Consider the following 16,193-nt stretch of genomic DNA (forward strand, 5'->3'; position numbering starts at 1 on the left):
GCCCCCAGCAGGCCCGTCGCCTCGAACGGCTCGGCGGCGGCGAGGCGCGGCAGCTCACGCCGCGACAGCGCGGTGACGACCGGCGGCATGGCGGCGCGCACCAGCTGGGTCGCCCGCAGCCAGCCCGGTACGTAGACGCTCGGCCGGCGCCGCTGGACCGCGTCGGCCAGCCGGCCGGCCACGTACGCCACCGGGTAGACCTTGCGGGCGGGCGGCGGCATGTGGCCGCGCAGCTCCCGCAGGACCGCGTGCTGGTCGGCGTCGTGGATCATGTCGGTGTCGGTCCAGTTGATGTAGGCGATGCCGACCCCCACCCGCCGGTGGGCGACCTCGGCGCGCAGCGCGTGGGCGAACGACTCCACACCGGCCTTGGACGCGCAGTACGCGCTCATCAGGGGCGCCGCCCCGATCGAGGCGAGCGAGGCGACCTGGAGGAAGTAGCCGCGGGTGGCGAACAGGCCGGGCAGGAAGCTGCGGGCGGTCACCGCGCTGCCGACGAGGTTCACCTCGATCACGCGGCGCCAGGTCGCGGGGTCGGACTCGGCGAACGGCCCGCCCTCGGCGACGCCCGCGTTGGCCACCACGACCGACGGGGCTCCGAATCTCTCCCGGATCCCGGCGGCGGCCCGTGCCATGCCGGCGTCGTCCGTGACGTCGGCCTCCCAGCAGCAGGACTCGCCGGGCAGGGAGTCCCGCACCCGGGCGAGGGTCGCCTCCTCGCGGCCGAGCAGGGCCAGCCGCATGCCGCGCCGGGACAGTTCACGGGCCAGGGCCGCGCCGAGACCGCGTGCCGCTCCGGTCACGACGGCCGTCCTGCCGTCCAGCGGGTTCGCTTCCACCGGCATGCCACCACTCCTCGCGACCGGTCCGTTCCCCTCGGACCTCCGACTTCCTCGTGCTGACCACCGTAGGCGCGGACGGCGGGACCGGCCCGTCGGAGCCGTCGTGGGCCCGTCCCGGGCCGTCCCGCGCCGTCCGCGCCCGCCGGTGCCGTCAGATGTCGGAATCGATACCGGTGATCACCGCCGGTCCCAGTGGGGCGCGGTTCCCGTCCAGGCCGGCGGTGGCCAGGGCGGACTCGGCGAGCCGCCGTGCCTTGCCCTCCGCCTCCGGACCACTGTCCGCGTCGACGGTGAGACGGACGGTGAACGTGCCGTCGTCGTTGACGGTGAGCACGTCGAGGTCCTCCTCGTCGCCCAACTGGGTGCGGTGCGGGTCGGCCGGGCGCAGGGCCCGGGCCAGCTCGGCCCGCGTGCCGTCCTCGGCACCCTCGGTGAAGGTCCCCGGCACCGAGATGACGTACGTCGTCATGACACTCCTCCCTCGGTCGCGGTCCGCGTACCCAGGTACGGCCCGCTGATCCCGGCGGCGCCGCTCCACGCGGCCGGCGAGGGACAACCGGCCCTGTGTCGAGGACGCGGAGAGGAGTACGTTGGGTGCGCACCGTGGGGCCGTTCCGGCCGGGTGGAACCGGTCAGCGCGGCGGCCCCGGGCGGGCCATACGGAAAGAGGCGACAACCGGCTTCCCCTGTCAGCGGGCGTGCCTACGGCCTGTTCAAGAGGCCGACCATCCCTTCCGTCGCCGGACGGGGCCCTGGCCCCCGCTTCCGTCACGGAGACGGCAGCCAGCCGATCGGCAGGCCGTCATGCCCACAACCGACCGCGAACTGCGCATCGCCGACGCCGTCCTCGACCTCTCCCGCCGCACCGCGGACTTCGACCCGCTGGAACTCCTCCACGACCTGACCGCGCAGGCGTGCGCGCTGCTGCCGGTCCGCAGTACCGGGATCACCGTCCTGGAGCACCGGGGCGATGCCGAACGGGTCACCTATGCCACCGCCTCCGACGAACTGTGCCGCCAGCTGGTGGAGCTCCAGTTCGACCTCGGCGAAGGCCCCTGTCTGGAGAGTTCGCGCTCCCGGCGGCCGCTGCCGCTGGTCCTCCTCGCCGGGCGCGGCCGCGACCGCTGGCCCCGGTTCGCCCCGTACGCACGCGAGATGGGCGTCACCGCGGTGGCCGCCGTGAGCCTGCGGCTGCCGCGCATGCTCCTCGGCGCTCTCAACCTGTTCATGACGGGACCGCCCTACGTGGACCTCCGCGACCTGCGGCTGACCCAGTCCCTGGCGGACGCCACCGCCGCCTCCTTCGCCGACCGGCACGATGCCGCCGACGAGGCGATCGTCATCGGCCGGCTGCGGACCGCCCTGGACAGCCGTCTCGTCGTCGAGCAGGCCAAGGGCGTCCTCTCCGCCCGGCTGGACGTCGACATGGACGACGCGTTCGCGTGGCTGCGCGCCCACGCACGGGCCCGGCACCAGAACATCACCGTCCTCGCGACGCGGATCGCCCGGGGCGACACGCCCGACGACCTCCTCCCGGCCCGGTGAGCCGCCGGCCCTCACCGCCGCGGCCGCCTCACGTGCCCCCGCCACCGACCGTCCGGTGGGGTGCGTGATGTCCGACGGTGAGTTCAGCACGCTCGTGGCCCGGCTGCGCCGGGCCGCCCTGGCCGGGGGCGACCTGTCCGCCGCGTCGCCCGCCGACACCGCCCGGCTGCTGGGCGTGCAGGCGCTGACCCTGAGCCTGCGCTCCGCCCGGGGCAGTCTGGAACTGCTCTGGTACGACTCCGCCGACACGCTCGGCACCGCCCTGGACGACCTCCAGTTCACCCTGGGCGAGGGGCCGGTCTGGGACGCCCTGCGCACCGGCCGCACGGTGACCGTGCCGGATCTGCGGGAGGTGCCCGCGGCGCGCTGGCCCGTCCTCGTCCCGGCCGCGGGCCGCCTCGCCGCCCGCTCCGTGATCGCCGCGCCGCTGTGCCTGGGCGTCGTCACCGTCGGCGTCCTCACCGGGTACCGCGCCGCCGCCGGGCCGTTCCCGGCCGGCCAGGTGGACCGCTTCGACCTCTTCTCCCACGTCGCTCTCGACCTGCTGCTGCACACCCCCCTCGCCTCGCTGGCGACGGGGAACCCGCCGGTCGCCGGTCTCGACCTGCACCGCGCGGAGGTCCACCAGGCGGCCGGCGTACTCAGCGTGCGCCTGGATCTCCCCGTCGACCAGGCCCTGCTGCGTCTGCGTACGCACGCCTGGCGCCACGACCGGCCGCTGCTGGAGGTGGCCCGCGCGATCGTGGCCGGCCGGCTGCGGTTCCCCGAATGACACCCGGGGGAAGCGTGCGTGCGGCCGCCCTCACAGGCGCGCGAAGTCGACGGTCACCCTCGTCGTCCCGCCGGTACCGGGGTCGAACGCCTCGACCCGCAGATCGCAGGCGCCGAAGTAGAACAGCAGGACCAGCGGCCGCTCCCGCAGCGGGCGGCCGACGGTGTCCCGCATGTCGACGGTCATGCGGCCGATCTCCTCGCTCCCCTCCTCGTCGACGTAGCGCGGGTCGGGGCGGGCCGTGCGGTACAGGCGGACCTCCATCCGCCGCTGGTCCCGGCGGACCGGGCAGACCTGGAACGGGAAGGCGTCGTCGACCCGGACCGGGTCCATGCGCCGTACGGCGACCAGGAACCGGCCGACGCAGAGCAGTTCCCCGTCGTCGTCCCGGTACATCCGCTCCACGCTGTCCCTGCTGTCCTCGAAGGGCATGGAGGTGCCGAAGCCGTAGGTGTACTTGGCCTGGCGGGAGATGAGGACGCTCGGGTCGTGGGCGATGAGCGTGGCGCCCTCCAGCACGGCGATCGCCGGGTCGGGCGGGACGAGGACCCGGTGCCGGGCGCCGAACCGGCGGCGCATCCGGTCGCGCAGCCACGCCGAGCGGGCGAAGCCGCCGGCCAGTACGAGGATCTCCGGCCGGGCGCCGGGCGCGGCGGTGCGGCGGATGCCGGCGAGCTGTTCCTCGACCTTCTCGACGATGCCGCCGACGACCTCGTCGAGCAGGCTCTGCACCTCCTCGGGGGCGAGTCGGAGCCGCCGGGGCGCGCCGCCCGCCTCCCGGGTCAGCCGGGCGCACACCGTCCCGTCGAGCAGGTCCCAGATGCCGGGCGGTACGTCGATCAGGGCCGCGTCGGCCACGCGGGCGGTGCCGTCGTCGTCCCACGCCAGTTCGGCGGTGGTCTTGTGGCGCTCCCACTGGGCGCACATCGCGAGGAGGTCACCGGCGTGGTCCCGTTCGATCCGCCGCAGCACGGCGGCGCCGAACCGGTCGGCGAGGGCCTTGTCGCGGAACGCCTGGTTGACGTACTCGGAGCCGAGCCGGCCGGTGGTGGCGACGCCGGTCTCGCGCAGTCCGACGGACCGTCCCAGCGTGCGGTCGGTCTCGTAGGCGGTGATGTCGACGGTGCCGCCGCCGCAGTCGACGACGACGAACCGCACCCCGGGTTCGTCGAGGGGCAGCCGGGCGCTGTCCGGCGTGTCGCTCTCGGTCATGCGGAGGTAGCAGGAGAGCGCGACGGCCTCCGGTTCGCTCGCCAGGAGCAGCCGTTCCGGGTCGTCGGGGAAGCCGGCGGCGACGGCGGCCCGGCGCATCACCGACTTGTCGACGTCGTCCCAGACGGCCGGGACGGTGACGCACCAGCGGACCTCGTGCTCGGTGTGTCCGAGGGCCCTGATCTCGGCCATGACCACGCCGCGGACCTCTTCGAGGTAGGCGGCGATCAGGCCGGTGACGCGGTCCCGGTCGGCGAGGTCGAGCCGGCCGCCGACGACCGGCAGCCCGGCCGCCGCCCCGCCGGTCAGGGCCGTCTTGAAGGCGTAGGCGTAGCCGAGCCCGTCGCCCCGGCCCTCGTCGAGGGCCTTGGCCCACTGGTCGCGGGCGTCGAATCCCCAGGCGACGGTGGTGCCCTCGTCGTCGACGAGGAGCGCCGTCAGATTCTTCGGATAACCGAGCCGCCCACCCGCGAACCACCCGGGGAACCGCACAGCACGACGCACCACCCCACGCTCACCGAACGCCGCCCCCGGCGGCTCACCTTCCCCCGACGCCCCGCCCCGAGACCCACCGACACCCGACGCCCCACGCCGAGACCCACCCTCACGCGGCGCCCCGGCGCGTGACGCGGTGTCGCGTCGGGTGGCGTCGTGCGGTGTGCGGTTCGGTGGGGCGTCGTCGCGTGTCGGTCGGTTCGGGGGGTTCTTCTCCTGCCGTCGGGGCAGGGGGCCTTCGTCCCGTGGGGTTCGGACCGCCCAGGCGAACCCCGTTCCGTGGGTGCCGAAATCGATCGCCGCCACTACTTTCGGATCGTCCGAACTCATGACCACTCCCCCGTCTGCCGATGAGCGTGCCGTTCCTCCCGGTAAGCTCCCTCACGGACAGATTCGTTCGCCCCGGCGGGTTCGCGGGGCGATCGGCTGTTGCCAACGCGCTTCTGGCAACACGGAGCGGGCAGGCGGCCGTTGGGGGGATGACGACGCAGAGCGACGGGGCGGGCGGTTTCGGGAACGAGCTGCGCCGGCGGCGGACCGCGGCCGGGCTCTCGCTGGGCGAGCTGGCCGCCCGGGTCTTCTGCAGCCGCAGCTTCCTCAGCCGTATCGAGACCGGACTGCGGCGGGTCTCCCCCGAACTGGCCCGCCGGTGCGACGAGGTGCTGGACGCCAAGGGGGCACTGGCCGGGCTGGTGCCGAGGGACGGCCGGGACACCGGCCCGAAGCCGCTGCCGGACCGGGCGGGCGAACACGCCGTGAAGCTGGTCGGGCCCCTGGACGGCACACCTGGGCCGGAGGCCGCCTTCCGCCGGCTGCTGCGGCGGGGCGATCTGTGCCAGGCGGCCGGGGAGATGCGCGAGGCCGACCGGCACTACCGCGCGGCGTACGACAGCGCGCGGGGCGATCCGCACGCGCGCGCCGAGGCGGTGATCCGGATGGCCCGCCGCTGGTCCGACCCCGGGCAGGTCGACCACGAACTGCGCCACCTCATCGGTGACGGCCTGGCCGCGCTGCGCGGGGACGACGCCCACACCACCGGGCTGCGGCTGCGGCTCTCCGCGCATCTGGCGAAGAAGCTGTCCATGGCGGTCGGTCCGGACACGGCGGTGGGCGGGGCGGGCGCCGACGAGGGCGCGCGGCTCGCCGAGGACACCCTGCGCCGGCTGCCGCGGACCACGGACGCCGCGACACGGCAGTCCGCGGCCGACGAGGTGCGCTGCGAGGTCCTCACCGAATGCCGGTGGGCGCGCTACGACTTCATGCCGGCGGCGGACGCGCTGGCCCTGTCGGAGCGGCTGCGCGACGCGGCGGCCCGGCAGGGAACCCCGTACTTCCGGGGCGAGGCGCTGATGGCGCTGGCGGTGGACCAGTTGCGCACCGGGCGGGTCTACAGCGCGCTGGCCACCGCCCAGCAGTACCGCAAGCACGCCGCGGAGAGCCGCAGCGCCCTCGCGGGCTGGCAGCAGCGCACGCTGGACACCCTGCTCGACCTGTGGCACGGCCGGTTCGCCGCCGCGGCCGACTGGGTGTGGCGGCGGTCGCCCGAGTTCACCGAGCGGCTGCGCGCCGACCTCGCGGTCCCGGCCGACAATCTGCGCCAGACCCGCCTCGGCCAGGTCTACTGGCTGCTGCGCGAGCAGGGCCGGCTGGCCGAACTGCTCGGCACCGATCTGGTCAAGGACGTGGAGCAGCACGCCTACTTCCCGGTCTGGCGGGCCGGACTGGCGCTCGCCCTGTGCGAGACGGGGCGGCACGCCGAGGGCGCCGACCTGCTCACGGCGCTGGCGGCGGACACCGGGGCGTTCCGGGACTTCCCGCCGTCCGGCTGGGCGGTGCCCACGCTGGTGCTGCTGGCCGAGACGTGCGCGGCGCTGGACCTGGCGGGCGGTCACCGGGAAGTACTGGCGCGCACCGTGCCGCCGCTGCGCGAGCGGCTGGCGCCGCACGGCGGGCAGGAACTGGGGCTCGCGGGCTGGCCGACCGTTCTGGTGGGGTCGACGGCCCGCGCCTGCGGACTGCTCGCGCTCGCCGCGGGGGAACCGGAGGACGCGCTCGTCCACTTCCGCCGCGCCACCGCGCCGGCCCGCACGTCCCAGCCCGAACTCGCCCGGCTGCGGCTGGCGCAGGCCCGCGCCCTGCTCCGTACCGGACGGCCCGGACACCGCGCCGAGGCCGCCGGGCTGCTGTCCGAGGCACGGCGGGTCGCCGGGGCGCACGGCATGGCGCTGCTCGCACGCCAGTGCGCCGAAGCGGCGGAGCGCGCCTGACGCGCGGGCTCCGCCGGGCGCGGGTTCACGCCCCCGTGTGATGCTCGGGGAGCTTGCCGGGGGGTGGGTTGCACTGCGGCACCCGATGCGGGACTGTTGCCGGAAGACATCTATTGTCCATGGACAGGAAGGTGGTGGGGCGCGTTCCCCGCGTGCCCCCGCTTGTGTGCGCTGCCCGCGGTTCCTCTGCAAGCCCGCGCGACGCCGACGTCACCGTCGGTGCCACGTGGGGTGATGCCCCCTGTCCTGTGCTGGTCGTCGACCGGCACGGCGGTCTCCTGGAGATGAACGAGGCCGCCCGCGTACTGCTGCCCGGAGTCGCCGGTGGGGCCCGGCTGAACGATGTCGTACCGTCCTGGCTCTCCGATGCGCACGGCCGGGTCTCCGGCGCGCTTTCCGGCACCCCGCCTGGCCCGTCGGCGGGGAGCATCAACGACCGTCTCTACGAGGCGTACCCCTCCTCCTCCCCCGACGGGGACGTGGTCTGGTGGCTGATCGACGAGACCGACCGGCGGCTCGCCGAAAGCGCCCTGCACAGCGCGCAGGAGCGGTCGGCGATCCTCACCGAGGTCTCCACCGCGCTGCTGTCCACGCTCAACGTGCAGCGGTGCATGGAGGTCGCCGCCTGTCTCGCCGCCAAGCACTTCGCCGACGCGGCCGTGCTCGTCGCCCCCGTGCAGGGACGCCGCAAACCCCTGACCCACGCCCGGCGCGGGGGTCCCGTCACGCAGACCTCCCGGCAGATCGACACCGACACCGTCCCGGGACTCACCGAGGCCCTGCAGGGGTTCCCGCCGGTGCCGGCCCGCTGGATCAACCCCGCCGACATCCCCGACTGGGTCGTCCCGGAGGGTTTCGCGGGCCCCGTCGGCTCCGTCATCGTCGCGCCGCTGCCCGGCCACGGAGTGCCGGCGGGGGCGCTCGTCCTGCTGCGCTCCAGTACCGAACAGGCCTTCACCGAGGGGGAAGAGGTCTTCGCGCGGCTGTTCGCCGCTCGGGCCGGCGCGGCGCTCTCCGCCGCGCACCTGTACACGGAGCAGGCCGCCATCACCTCCACCCTGATGCGGGAACTGCTGCCGCCCGTACTGCGCACCGTGCACGGCGTGGAGTACGCGGGCAGCTACCGCTCCGCCAAGGACCACGAGCGGATCGGCGGCGACTTCTACGACGTGCACCCCGGCGACGACCCGACCCGGGAGACGTTCGTCGTCCTCGGTGACGTGGCCGGCAAGGGCCTGGAAGCGGCCGTGCTGACCGGCAAGATCCGCAACACGCTGCACGCGCTGCTGCCGCTCGCCGACGACCACGAGCGGGTCCTGCACCTGCTCAACGGCGCGCTGCTCACCTCGCACCACACCCGGTTCGCGACGCTGGTGCTGGCCTCGGTACGGCGCCGGGCCGGCCGGGTGCGGCTGCGGCTGACCAGCGCGGGGCACCTGCCGCCGCTCATCGTCCGCCAGGACGGCACGGTGGAGGAGGTGCCCACCCGGGGGACGCTGGTGGGGGCGCTGCCCAGCGTGAACGCCGACACGGTCGAGGCGGTGCTGCAGCCGGGCGAGACGTGCCTGCTGTACACCGACGGCATCACCGAGGCGCGCGGCGGGCCACTGGGGGACGAACTCTTCGGGGAACAGCGCCTCAAACGGGCCCTGGCGGAGTGCGCCGGGCTGCCCTCGGAGGCGGTGGTGGAGCGCGTCCAGATGCTGGCCGCGCAGTGGCTGCGGTCCGGCCGTCACGACGACATGGCCACGATCGCCGTCAGCGCCCCGAGGACCGGACCGCTGACGATCGTCGGCGGACACGCGGACGGGAAGAACAGCAGGAGGAACGGGTGAATCACCCCGCCATGTCAGCCGAGTTGCGGGACCGGCTCTGGCACGCGGTAGCGCTCGGCGACGAACACGCGGCGGTCGACGTCGTCCACGACGGGCTGGCCGACGGCGCGGACCGCGAGACGCTGCTGATGGACGTGATCGCGGCCGTGCAGGAGCGGGTCGGCGTCGAGTGGGCCGCCGACCGGATCACGGTGGCGCAGGAGCACGCCGCGACCGCCATCAACGAGCGGGTCGTCGCCGCCCTGGTGCACCGCCGGTCGTCGGAGGCGGCGCGCCCGGCGCACCGGGGCCGGGTGACGGTCGCCTGCGTGGACGGCGAGTGGCACGCCTTCCCGGCGCGGCTGGTCTCCGAGGTGCTGTCGCTGCGCGGCTGGCGGGTCGACTACCTCGGCGCCCAGACCCCGACGCCGCACCTGGTCGCGCACCTGCACCACACTGTGCCCGACGCGGTCCTGCTCTCCGGGTCGATCACGACCCATCTGCCCACGGCACACGCCGCGATCACCGCCTGCCAGGCCATCGGGGTGCCGGTGCTGGCCGGCGGCCGTGCCTTCGGCCCCGATGGCCGCTACGCCCGCGCGCTGGGCGCGGACGCGTGGGCCCAGGACGCCCGGGGCGCCGCGGACGTGCTGGCGGCGGGGCTGTCCCGGCCGGACCCGGCGGTGGCGCGACAGGCGGTGGACGACCTGCCGCACCTGTCCGACCAGGAGTACACGATGGTCGTCAGGAGCCACGGCCGGCTGGTGAGGCAGACCCTGGCCGACCTGGAGGCGGCGTTCCCGGCGATGCGCGGGTACGACGCCGCCCAGCGCGAGCGCACGGCGGAGGACATCGCCCACATCGTCGACTTCCTCGCGACCGCGCTGTACGTCGACGACGCCGGGGCCTTCGTCGCGTTCCTGGACTGGACGGCGGACATCCTGGAGGCCAGAAACGTTCCCGCCCGGTCGCTCGTCACCGGTCTCGACCTCCTCGCCGGTCAGCTCCGCGACTTCCCCCGTACCCTGGATCTCCTCCGCGAGGGGGCCGCCGCGCTCGGCAGCCGTCCCGCCCGTCCTGTCCCCGGCCCCCACACCCGCGCATGACGCAGCACACGACCACCGAACTGTCCCTGACGATCATCGGCGAGCCGACCGCGCTGACCGTGCGCGTCGCCGGCGAGCTGGACCACGAGACCTGCGAGGAGCTGGTCGAGACCGTCACCGCCTGCCTCGGCCGGTCCGCCCGGCTGCGGGACGTGCGGCTGGACTTCCACGACCTGGAGTGGATCGATTCCTCGGGTCTGGCGGCCCTGCTGATGGTCCACCGCCGCACCAGCGCCGCCGGTGCCACGCTCCATCTGGACGACCGGCCGCGGGTGCTGGAGCGCATGCTGCAGATCACCAACGTCCTGGACCACCTCACCGCTCCCGCCGCGTCCGCCGAGGCGCGCAGCGACGGGATGAGCGGGGCGGGGACGAGCTGACCCGTCAGCCGGCCGACCGGCCCCGGCCGACCCGTCAGCCGGCCGACCGGCCCTGCTGGGAGAGCACCTTGTCCGTCATGTCGGTGACCTGGGTGGACGGCGGCGCCTCGGCGTCGACCTCGGTGCCGAAGTCGGTGAACTCCGTCACCGTGCGGACCTTCACCCGCTGCGCGGAGGACGACCCGTCGGAGGACGGGCTCGCCGCCGGTGCCTCGACCGTCATGTCGATCTGCTGGCGCCGGATGCGGCCCTCCTCGTCCAGCCAGACGTCCATGGGCAGACTCTCGCCGACCTGCTCACGCAACCGGTCGCCGCCGGGCAGTTCCGCGACGTCCACGGAGACGCGGTAGCGGGTCGTCTCCACCCCGCCGACCTGCTCGGTCCCGGTCTCCTCGACGTCCTTCTCGGTGATGGCCCTGGCGTACGCGGCGGTCTGCGCCGGGTCGCCGATGCCCTGGGCGTCCACGCCCTGCGCGGCGGCGGCCTTCTTGAGGTCGATCTTGACCCAGGGCTTGCCGCCGGTCTGCTCCTCGGTGCCCTTCGGGAGCTTCTGGTAGAGGACGTCGTCCACCACGCGCTGTTCGATCTTCTGCCCGGCGGCGCTGACGGTCATGGTGCTGTCGCCCTCGTCGAGGTCGATGGCGCCCTTGCCGCCGGCGCTGATCGACTGTCCCTGGGCGGCGGTGGTCACCTTGAGCGTCATCCGGGCCGTACCGGACTCCGCGGTCCTGTCGTACGCGGCGCGTACCGCCGCGGCGCCCTGCTCCCCGCCGTTCCCGCCCACGCTCGCGCTCCCGCTCGCACTCCCACTTGCGCTCCCGCTCGCGCTCGCCGACGAGCCGGCGACCTTGCCGTCGCCGTCCGCGTCCCCGTCGCTTCCGCAAGCGGTCAGAAGGGTGCCGGCCAGAACTCCGGCGACGCCGACCGTACCCATCCGGAACGCCTTACCCGCTCTCGTCATACGTCGTCCGCTCCCCTGTGTCCCTTGTCGGTCGGTTTCCGCGGTTCCGGGTGCCCGGAGCCTCACAGGAAACACCCGGAAGATCCGGAACTCGCGGGTCCGCCGGGTGAGCTGACGGAGCATCAGGCATGGCGGGCGCTCGGCGGCGACGTCGCGGCACCTCTTCGCGACGGTCAAGCCCAGGCAAACTGTACAGGCTGAACTGTACAGGGCTACCTGTCGAAATCTACGGTGGAACCATGAGCGACGATCCGAAAGCCCCGCCGACGCGAGACCCCCGCACCGCGCCGCAGGACGCGGGGAGCGGCGCACCGGCGGGACGCTTCGACCGCGGGCTGATTCCCCCGATGGTCCTCGGCTCGGTGCTCAACCCGATCAACTCCACGATCGTCGCCGTCGCCCTCGTGCCCATCGGCGCCGCTCTCGGGGCGCCGCCCTCGCAGACGGCCTGGCTGGTCTCCGCGCTGTACCTGGCCACGGCCCTGGGCCAGCCGGTGGTCGGCCGGCTGATCGACCTCTTCGGTCCCCGCCGGCTGTTCCTGATCAGCACCTCGCTGGTGGGTATCGCCGGGCTCGCCGGCACCCTGGCGCCGAACCTGGGCGTGCTGATCGCCGCCCGGGTGCTGCTGGGGTTCGGCACCTGCGCCGGCTATCCGGCCGCCATGGCGCTGCTGCGCAGCGAGGCCGACCGCACCGGCGTGGACAGTCCGGCCGGTCTGCTGACCGTCCTCGCGGTGGCCAACCAGACCGTCGCGGTGATCGGCCCCTCGCTCGGCGGGCTGCTGATCGCGGTGGGCGGCTGGCGCGCCACCTTCGCCGTGAACATCCCGCTGTCGGTGGCCGCGGTGCTGCTGGGCGCGGTGCGGCTGCCGAAGGGGGAGCGGGCGCGCCGCACCGGCGGCGGGCGGGTGACGGCCGAGCTGGACCTGCCGGGCATGGCCCTGTTCGCGGCGACGCTCGTGACGCTGCTGCTCTTCCTGATGAACCCCCACGCGGACGCCTGGTACCTGCCGGTGGCCGGTGCGGTCGCGGGCGGCGCGTTCGCGGTGCGGGAGCTGCGCGCCGGGGTGCCGTTCATCGACCTGCGGGTGCTCGCCGGCAATCTGCCGCTGCTGGCGACCTACGCCCGCGCGCTGGTGGCGTACGTGGTCTCGTACGCGTTCCTGTACGGCTTCACCCAGTGGGTCGAGGAGGGCCGCGGGCTCTCCCCGTCACAGGCCGGTCTGGTGCAGCTGCCGCTCTTCCTGACGGGTCTCGTCGTCGCGGCGCTCACCGGCCGCCGCGCGGGGGTGCGCGGCAAGCTGCTGACCGGTGCCGTCGGGCAGCTGGCCGCCTGCGCGCTGATCCTGACGCTGGACTCCCGCAGCCCCGTCTGGACGCTGCTGCTGGTCGCGCTGGTCTGCGGTGTGCCGCAGGGGCTGAACAACCTGGCGTTGCAGAACTCCGTCTACCACCAGGCCGACCCGGAGCGGACGGGCTCCTCCGCCGGTCTGCTGCGTACGTTCATGTATCTGGGCTCGATGGTCGCCTCGGCCGCGACCGCCGCCGCGTACGGCACGCACGCGGGCACCGGCGGCCTGCACGAGCTGGCGTGGTTCATGCTGGGCTCGGGGACGGTGTTCCTGCTCCTGACCGTCCTCGACCGGGGGTTGCGCCACGTCGGCGTCCGGCCCGGCGCCGCGTAGGCTCCGCGTCGGCCGGGACGACGTACTCGCCGTTCAGTCGTGCGGGGCCGCGCCGGTGACCCGGTGGTCCGCGTGCGAGAGGGCCTCCAGGACCAGGCGGCGCAGGTGTCCGTCGCCGAGGCGGTAGTGGATGTGCCGGCCCTCTCGGCGGGTGCTCACCAGTCCGGCCAGGCGCAGCTTGGCCAGGTGCTGGCTGACGGCCGTGCGCGAGGCGTCGCACCGCTCGGCCAGGGTGCCCACGTCGGACTCGCCCTGGGCGAGCAGCCACAGCAGGTGCAGCCGGGTGGCGTCGGAGAGCATCGCGAAGACGCCGGTCGCCTCGGCCAGCCGGGCGCTGTCGGGGGCGCGCAGGTGCGCGTCGTTCGCTGGTGACACGGAGCCGCTCTCGGACATGGCCACAGCCTAGGCCAGCACATCACGGCATTCACGTGCGCATGTGCGCACATGAAAGCTACGCTCTCCGTATGTCCACCGTCCTGCGCCACCGCGTCTACCGCCGCCTCCTCACCGCTCAGGTCCTCGCCCTGACCGGCACGGGACTGGCCACCGTCGCGCTGGCGCTGCTCGCGCACGACCTCGCGGGCGCCGGTGCGGGGTCGGTGCTGGGCACGGCGCTCGCGATCAAGATGGTGGCGTACGTGGCACTGGCCCCGTTCGCGGGCGCGGTCGCCGCCCGGCTGCCGCGCCGGGCGGTCCTGATCGGGGCCGACCTGGTCCGCGCGGGGGTGGCGCTCGTCCTGCCGTTCGTCGGCGAGGTCTGGCAGGTGTACGTGCTCGTCCTCGTGCTCCAGTCCGCGTCGGCGGTGTTCACCCCGACGTTCCAGGCCGTCGTGGTCGAGGTGCTGCCCGACGAACGCGACTACACGCGCGCGTTGTCGCTGTCCCGGCTCGCCTACGACCTGGAGAGCCTGCTCTCCCCCGTGCTGGCCGCCGCGCTGCTGGCCGTCGTCGGCCACGACCGTCTCTTCACCGGCACGGCGCTCGGGTTCCTCGCCTCGGCCGCGCTCGTCGACTCCGCCGCCCTGCCGCGCGGGACGGCCGGACGCGTCCGGTCCACGGGCGCCGCCGAGGGGATCCGCCTCTTCGTCCGCGTCCCGGCGCTGCGCGCGCTGCTCGCCCTCAACCTGGCGGTCGCCGCCGCGAGCGCCGTGGTCACCGTCAACTCCGTCGTCTACGTCACCGGCCTCATGGGACGTTCCGTGAGCGACCTGCCGCTCGCGCTCGGGGCGTACGGCGCGGGCTCGATGGCCGTGGCCCTGGCACTCCCCCGGCTGCTGGAACGGGTGCCGGACCGGACGGTGATGCTGGGCGGCGCGGTGGCGCTGGTCGTCGTCTTCGCCGGGCTCGGGGGTGTGACGGCCGCGCGCGCCGGTGACTGGCGCTGGCCCGCGCTGCTGGCGGTGTGGGCGGCGTTCGGCGCCGCGTGCGCGGCGGTGCTCACCCCGGTAGGGCGGCTGGTGCGGCGCGCGGCCCCGGAGCGGGAACGGGCGGCGGCGTTCGCGGCCCAGTTCTCGCTGTCGCACGCGTGCTGGCTGCTGACGTATCCGCTGGCCGGCTGGGTGGGCGCGACGGCCGGTCTCGGCACGGCGGTGACCGCGCTGGGCCTGCTCACGACGGTCGCCGCGCTGACCGCCGTACGCCTGTGGCCGGTCCACGGCGTACACGTCCACGCGGATCTGCCGCCCGGTCATCCGCACCTGAGGGACGCCCGCCGCGTCGCGGCGGGGTGGCGCCACCACCACGCGCCGGCGGCGGACGGCTCGCACGCGCGCGTGTGAGCCGTCCGCCGCCCGCTGTCGCCGTCTCAGGTGGCGCGGGCCACCCGGAGGGTGAGTTCGTAGTCGCCGTCACCGTCGGTGAAGCGGCGGGTCACATTGAACGAGGAGCCGACGTTGGGCAGCTGCTTGGCGACGACCGCGCGGTTGAAGACGAACGTCTGGTCCGCGATGTGGTCGTCGTCGAGGAAGCCCAGCAGCCACACCACGACGGCGCCGACGCCGGCCGTGACCGCGCCGATCCAGGCGGCGACGCCCGAGGCCGCCAGCACCCCGGCGGCGGCGGCGAAGGCCGCGGCGACGCCCTTGCGGATGTCCTCCGCGTTGCCCTCGTCGTGTTCCCAGAGGGAGACCAGCGAGCCGATCTCGGTGTCGGGGAGCGGCTGGGCGGCGCAGTTCTGGCCCCAGACGCAGCCGTCGGTGGAGGTGAAGTTCCGCGTCTCGCCGCCGTCGACGTCACCGAAGATCTGCGACCGGGTGGTGACGGTGACCCCGCTGCCGAGCGAACCGAAGATCCAGTACGGCTCGTTGGACGGGTCGAAGATGCTGTCCGTCTGCCGGTCGATGCAGCGGAACGACGTCGCCTTGATGCTGATCCGCGCCTCCGGCGGCGCCGCCGTGCGCGGGACCGCCGCCTCCGGGTCCACCGCCACCGTCATCGCCGTGGCGTGCTCGCGCAGCAGCGCCCGGGAGGGCAGCGGGAAGTCCGACAGCGACGCGGTGCCGGCGTGGATCGCCGGTACGTCGAGCTGGGTGACGGTCGGCATCGACAGGACGGACTGGACGATGGCCGGGGCGTCCTTGGCCAGGTCGCGCAGGGAGTAGGACTGCTTGACGTCGAGCTGCGCGAACCGCTTCGGGAACAGCTCGTCGCGCAGTTGCCGCGGCATCCGCTGGTCCGCGCCGCCGTGCTGGCGGATCTGCTCGTCGGTGACGCCGTTCTTGCGGAAGGCCGACACGATGGCCTGTTCCAGGTCGGTGAGCTGCGCGCCCTCAGCGGACTTCGCGCAGCTGTGGAGCACGAGGGCCAGCAGCCAGTTGCGGTCGGGGGTCGCCGCGAGCTTCTTCCGCAGCGGGGCTCCCCTGCCCCGGTTGTTCACGAGGTCGTCGAGCACACGGTCCGTCGGTCGAGGTGCCATGTCGGGTGCCCCCTTGTCGCTGAACGCCGTTGTCCCGCGTCCGAAAAGTGCACCGTCCTGCCGTACGCGGGCGGCGTCAACGCGCTCGTCCGGGTCGTACGACCGGGCCCGGCACGGTGCCGGAACCGTGCCCTCATGCGCCTGCCGTAGCGGCGTCAGCGCTGTGCAGGAGGGCGCCGGGCGTCGGTGAGGGAGGAGCC

Annotated in this window: 14 protein-coding genes; 8 read left to right on the top strand and 6 right to left on the bottom strand. The window is 74.4% G+C overall.

Translation table 11 applies throughout. The features are described 5' to 3' along the window. Both UW392_RS50150 and UW392_RS50155 read right to left on the bottom strand, forming a co-directional pair. Window positions 1-845: SDR family oxidoreductase (locus tag UW392_RS50150; RefSeq protein ID WP_320782095.1), on the bottom strand; the 845-nt coding region annotated here is incomplete at its 3' end. Between the two features lie 148 nt (window positions 846-993). After that, window positions 994-1,311 carry a hypothetical protein gene (locus tag UW392_RS50155; RefSeq protein WP_320782096.1) on the bottom strand — a complete coding sequence of 106 codons (318 nt, stop codon included), beginning with the start codon at window positions 1,309-1,311 and terminating at the stop codon, window positions 994-996. A gap of 335 nt (window positions 1,312-1,646) precedes the next feature. On the opposite strand from UW392_RS50155, the gene UW392_RS50160 reads away from it, so the two are divergent. Continuing rightward, a complete protein-coding gene (locus tag UW392_RS50160; RefSeq protein WP_320782097.1) occupies window positions 1,647-2,387 on the top strand; it encodes a GAF and ANTAR domain-containing protein in 741 nt (246 codons plus the stop codon). Window positions 2,388-2,454: 67 nt separating this feature from the next. Continuing rightward, window positions 2,455-3,159 carry a GAF and ANTAR domain-containing protein gene (locus UW392_RS50165; RefSeq protein WP_320782098.1) on the top strand — a complete coding sequence of 235 codons (705 nt, stop codon included), beginning with the start codon at window positions 2,455-2,457 and terminating at the stop codon, window positions 3,157-3,159. Window positions 3,160-3,189: 30 nt separating this feature from the next. On the opposite strand, the gene UW392_RS50170 is transcribed toward UW392_RS50165, so the two are convergent. Beyond that, window positions 3,190-4,875: a hypothetical protein gene (locus UW392_RS50170; protein ID WP_320782099.1), complete on the bottom strand. Its 1,686-nt coding sequence runs from the start codon at window positions 4,873-4,875 to the stop codon at window positions 3,190-3,192. Window positions 4,876-5,345: 470 nt separating this feature from the next. Here UW392_RS50170 and UW392_RS50175 point away from each other — a divergent pair, with 470 nt between their 5' ends. The 4 genes from UW392_RS50175 (at window position 5,346) to UW392_RS50190 (ending at window position 10,433) form a co-directional block, all read left to right on the top strand. Then, window positions 5,346-7,133: a helix-turn-helix transcriptional regulator gene (locus UW392_RS50175; RefSeq protein WP_320782100.1), complete on the top strand. Its 1,788-nt coding sequence runs from the start codon at window positions 5,346-5,348 to the stop codon at window positions 7,131-7,133. A gap of 248 nt (window positions 7,134-7,381) precedes the next feature. Further along, window positions 7,382-8,968 (top strand): PP2C family protein-serine/threonine phosphatase, encoded by a 1,587-nt coding sequence (locus tag UW392_RS50180; protein ID WP_320782101.1) that lies wholly within the window; start codon window positions 7,382-7,384, stop codon window positions 8,966-8,968. An 11-nt stretch (window positions 8,969-8,979) separates the two neighbouring features. Continuing rightward, complete coding sequence (locus UW392_RS50185) at window positions 8,980-10,053, top strand: B12-binding domain-containing protein (protein ID WP_320782102.1); 1,074 nt, start codon at window positions 8,980-8,982, stop codon at window positions 10,051-10,053. Further along, window positions 10,050-10,433 (top strand): STAS domain-containing protein, encoded by a 384-nt coding sequence (locus UW392_RS50190; protein WP_320782103.1) that lies wholly within the window; start codon window positions 10,050-10,052, stop codon window positions 10,431-10,433. Before UW392_RS50185 ends, UW392_RS50190 begins: the two co-directional genes overlap by 4 nt. Window positions 10,434-10,467: 34 nt before the next feature. Here UW392_RS50190 and UW392_RS50195 read toward each other — a convergent pair whose 3' ends face one another. Then, the gene (locus UW392_RS50195) at window positions 10,468-11,394 is read right to left on the bottom strand and encodes a hypothetical protein (RefSeq protein WP_320782104.1); all 927 of its coding nucleotides are present in this window, start codon (window positions 11,392-11,394) and stop codon (window positions 10,468-10,470) included. A 347-nt stretch (window positions 11,395-11,741) separates the two neighbouring features. Between UW392_RS50195 and UW392_RS50200 the strand changes: the two genes are divergently transcribed. Beyond that, window positions 11,742-13,079, top strand: a complete 1,338-nt coding sequence (locus tag UW392_RS50200; RefSeq protein ID WP_320782159.1) for an MFS transporter — start codon at window positions 11,742-11,744, stop codon at window positions 13,077-13,079. A 33-nt stretch (window positions 13,080-13,112) separates the two neighbouring features. Here the strand turns inward: UW392_RS50200 and UW392_RS50205 are convergent, their stop codons facing one another. Continuing rightward, window positions 13,113-13,472, bottom strand: coding sequence for a metalloregulator ArsR/SmtB family transcription factor (locus tag UW392_RS50205; RefSeq protein ID WP_320782105.1), 360 nt, complete (start codon window positions 13,470-13,472; stop codon window positions 13,113-13,115). Between the two features lie 71 nt (window positions 13,473-13,543). Here UW392_RS50205 and UW392_RS50210 point away from each other — a divergent pair, with 71 nt between their 5' ends. After that, window positions 13,544-14,857, top strand: coding sequence for an MFS transporter (locus UW392_RS50210; RefSeq protein ID WP_320782106.1), 1,314 nt, complete (start codon window positions 13,544-13,546; stop codon window positions 14,855-14,857). A 26-nt stretch (window positions 14,858-14,883) separates the two neighbouring features. Here UW392_RS50210 and UW392_RS50215 read toward each other — a convergent pair whose 3' ends face one another. Continuing rightward, window positions 14,884-15,993 (bottom strand): hypothetical protein, encoded by a 1,110-nt coding sequence (locus UW392_RS50215; RefSeq protein WP_320782107.1) that lies wholly within the window; start codon window positions 15,991-15,993, stop codon window positions 14,884-14,886. Between the last annotated feature and the right edge of the window lie 200 nt (window positions 15,994-16,193).

Source organism: Streptomyces sp. CRN 30 (assembly GCF_034105845.1).

Coding starts and splice junctions, on each gene's coding strand:
- UW392_RS50210 (WP_320782106.1), top strand. CDS start 13,544: ATGTCCACCGTCCTGCGCCACCGCGTCTACCGCCGCCTCCTCACCGCT.
- UW392_RS50155 (WP_320782096.1), bottom strand. CDS start 1,311: ATGACGACGTACGTCATCTCGGTGCCGGGGACCTTCACCGAGGGTGCC.
- UW392_RS50190 (WP_320782103.1), top strand. CDS start 10,050: ATGACGCAGCACACGACCACCGAACTGTCCCTGACGATCATCGGCGAG.
- UW392_RS50185 (WP_320782102.1), top strand. CDS start 8,980: ATGTCAGCCGAGTTGCGGGACCGGCTCTGGCACGCGGTAGCGCTCGGC.
- UW392_RS50160 (WP_320782097.1), top strand. CDS start 1,647: ATGCCCACAACCGACCGCGAACTGCGCATCGCCGACGCCGTCCTCGAC.
- UW392_RS50200 (WP_320782159.1), top strand. CDS start 11,742: ATGGTCCTCGGCTCGGTGCTCAACCCGATCAACTCCACGATCGTCGCC.
- UW392_RS50175 (WP_320782100.1), top strand. CDS start 5,346: ATGACGACGCAGAGCGACGGGGCGGGCGGTTTCGGGAACGAGCTGCGC.
- UW392_RS50205 (WP_320782105.1), bottom strand. CDS start 13,472: ATGTCCGAGAGCGGCTCCGTGTCACCAGCGAACGACGCGCACCTGCGC.
- UW392_RS50165 (WP_320782098.1), top strand. CDS start 2,455: ATGTCCGACGGTGAGTTCAGCACGCTCGTGGCCCGGCTGCGCCGGGCC.
- UW392_RS50215 (WP_320782107.1), bottom strand. CDS start 15,993: ATGGCACCTCGACCGACGGACCGTGTGCTCGACGACCTCGTGAACAAC.
- UW392_RS50195 (WP_320782104.1), bottom strand. CDS start 11,394: ATGACGAGAGCGGGTAAGGCGTTCCGGATGGGTACGGTCGGCGTCGCC.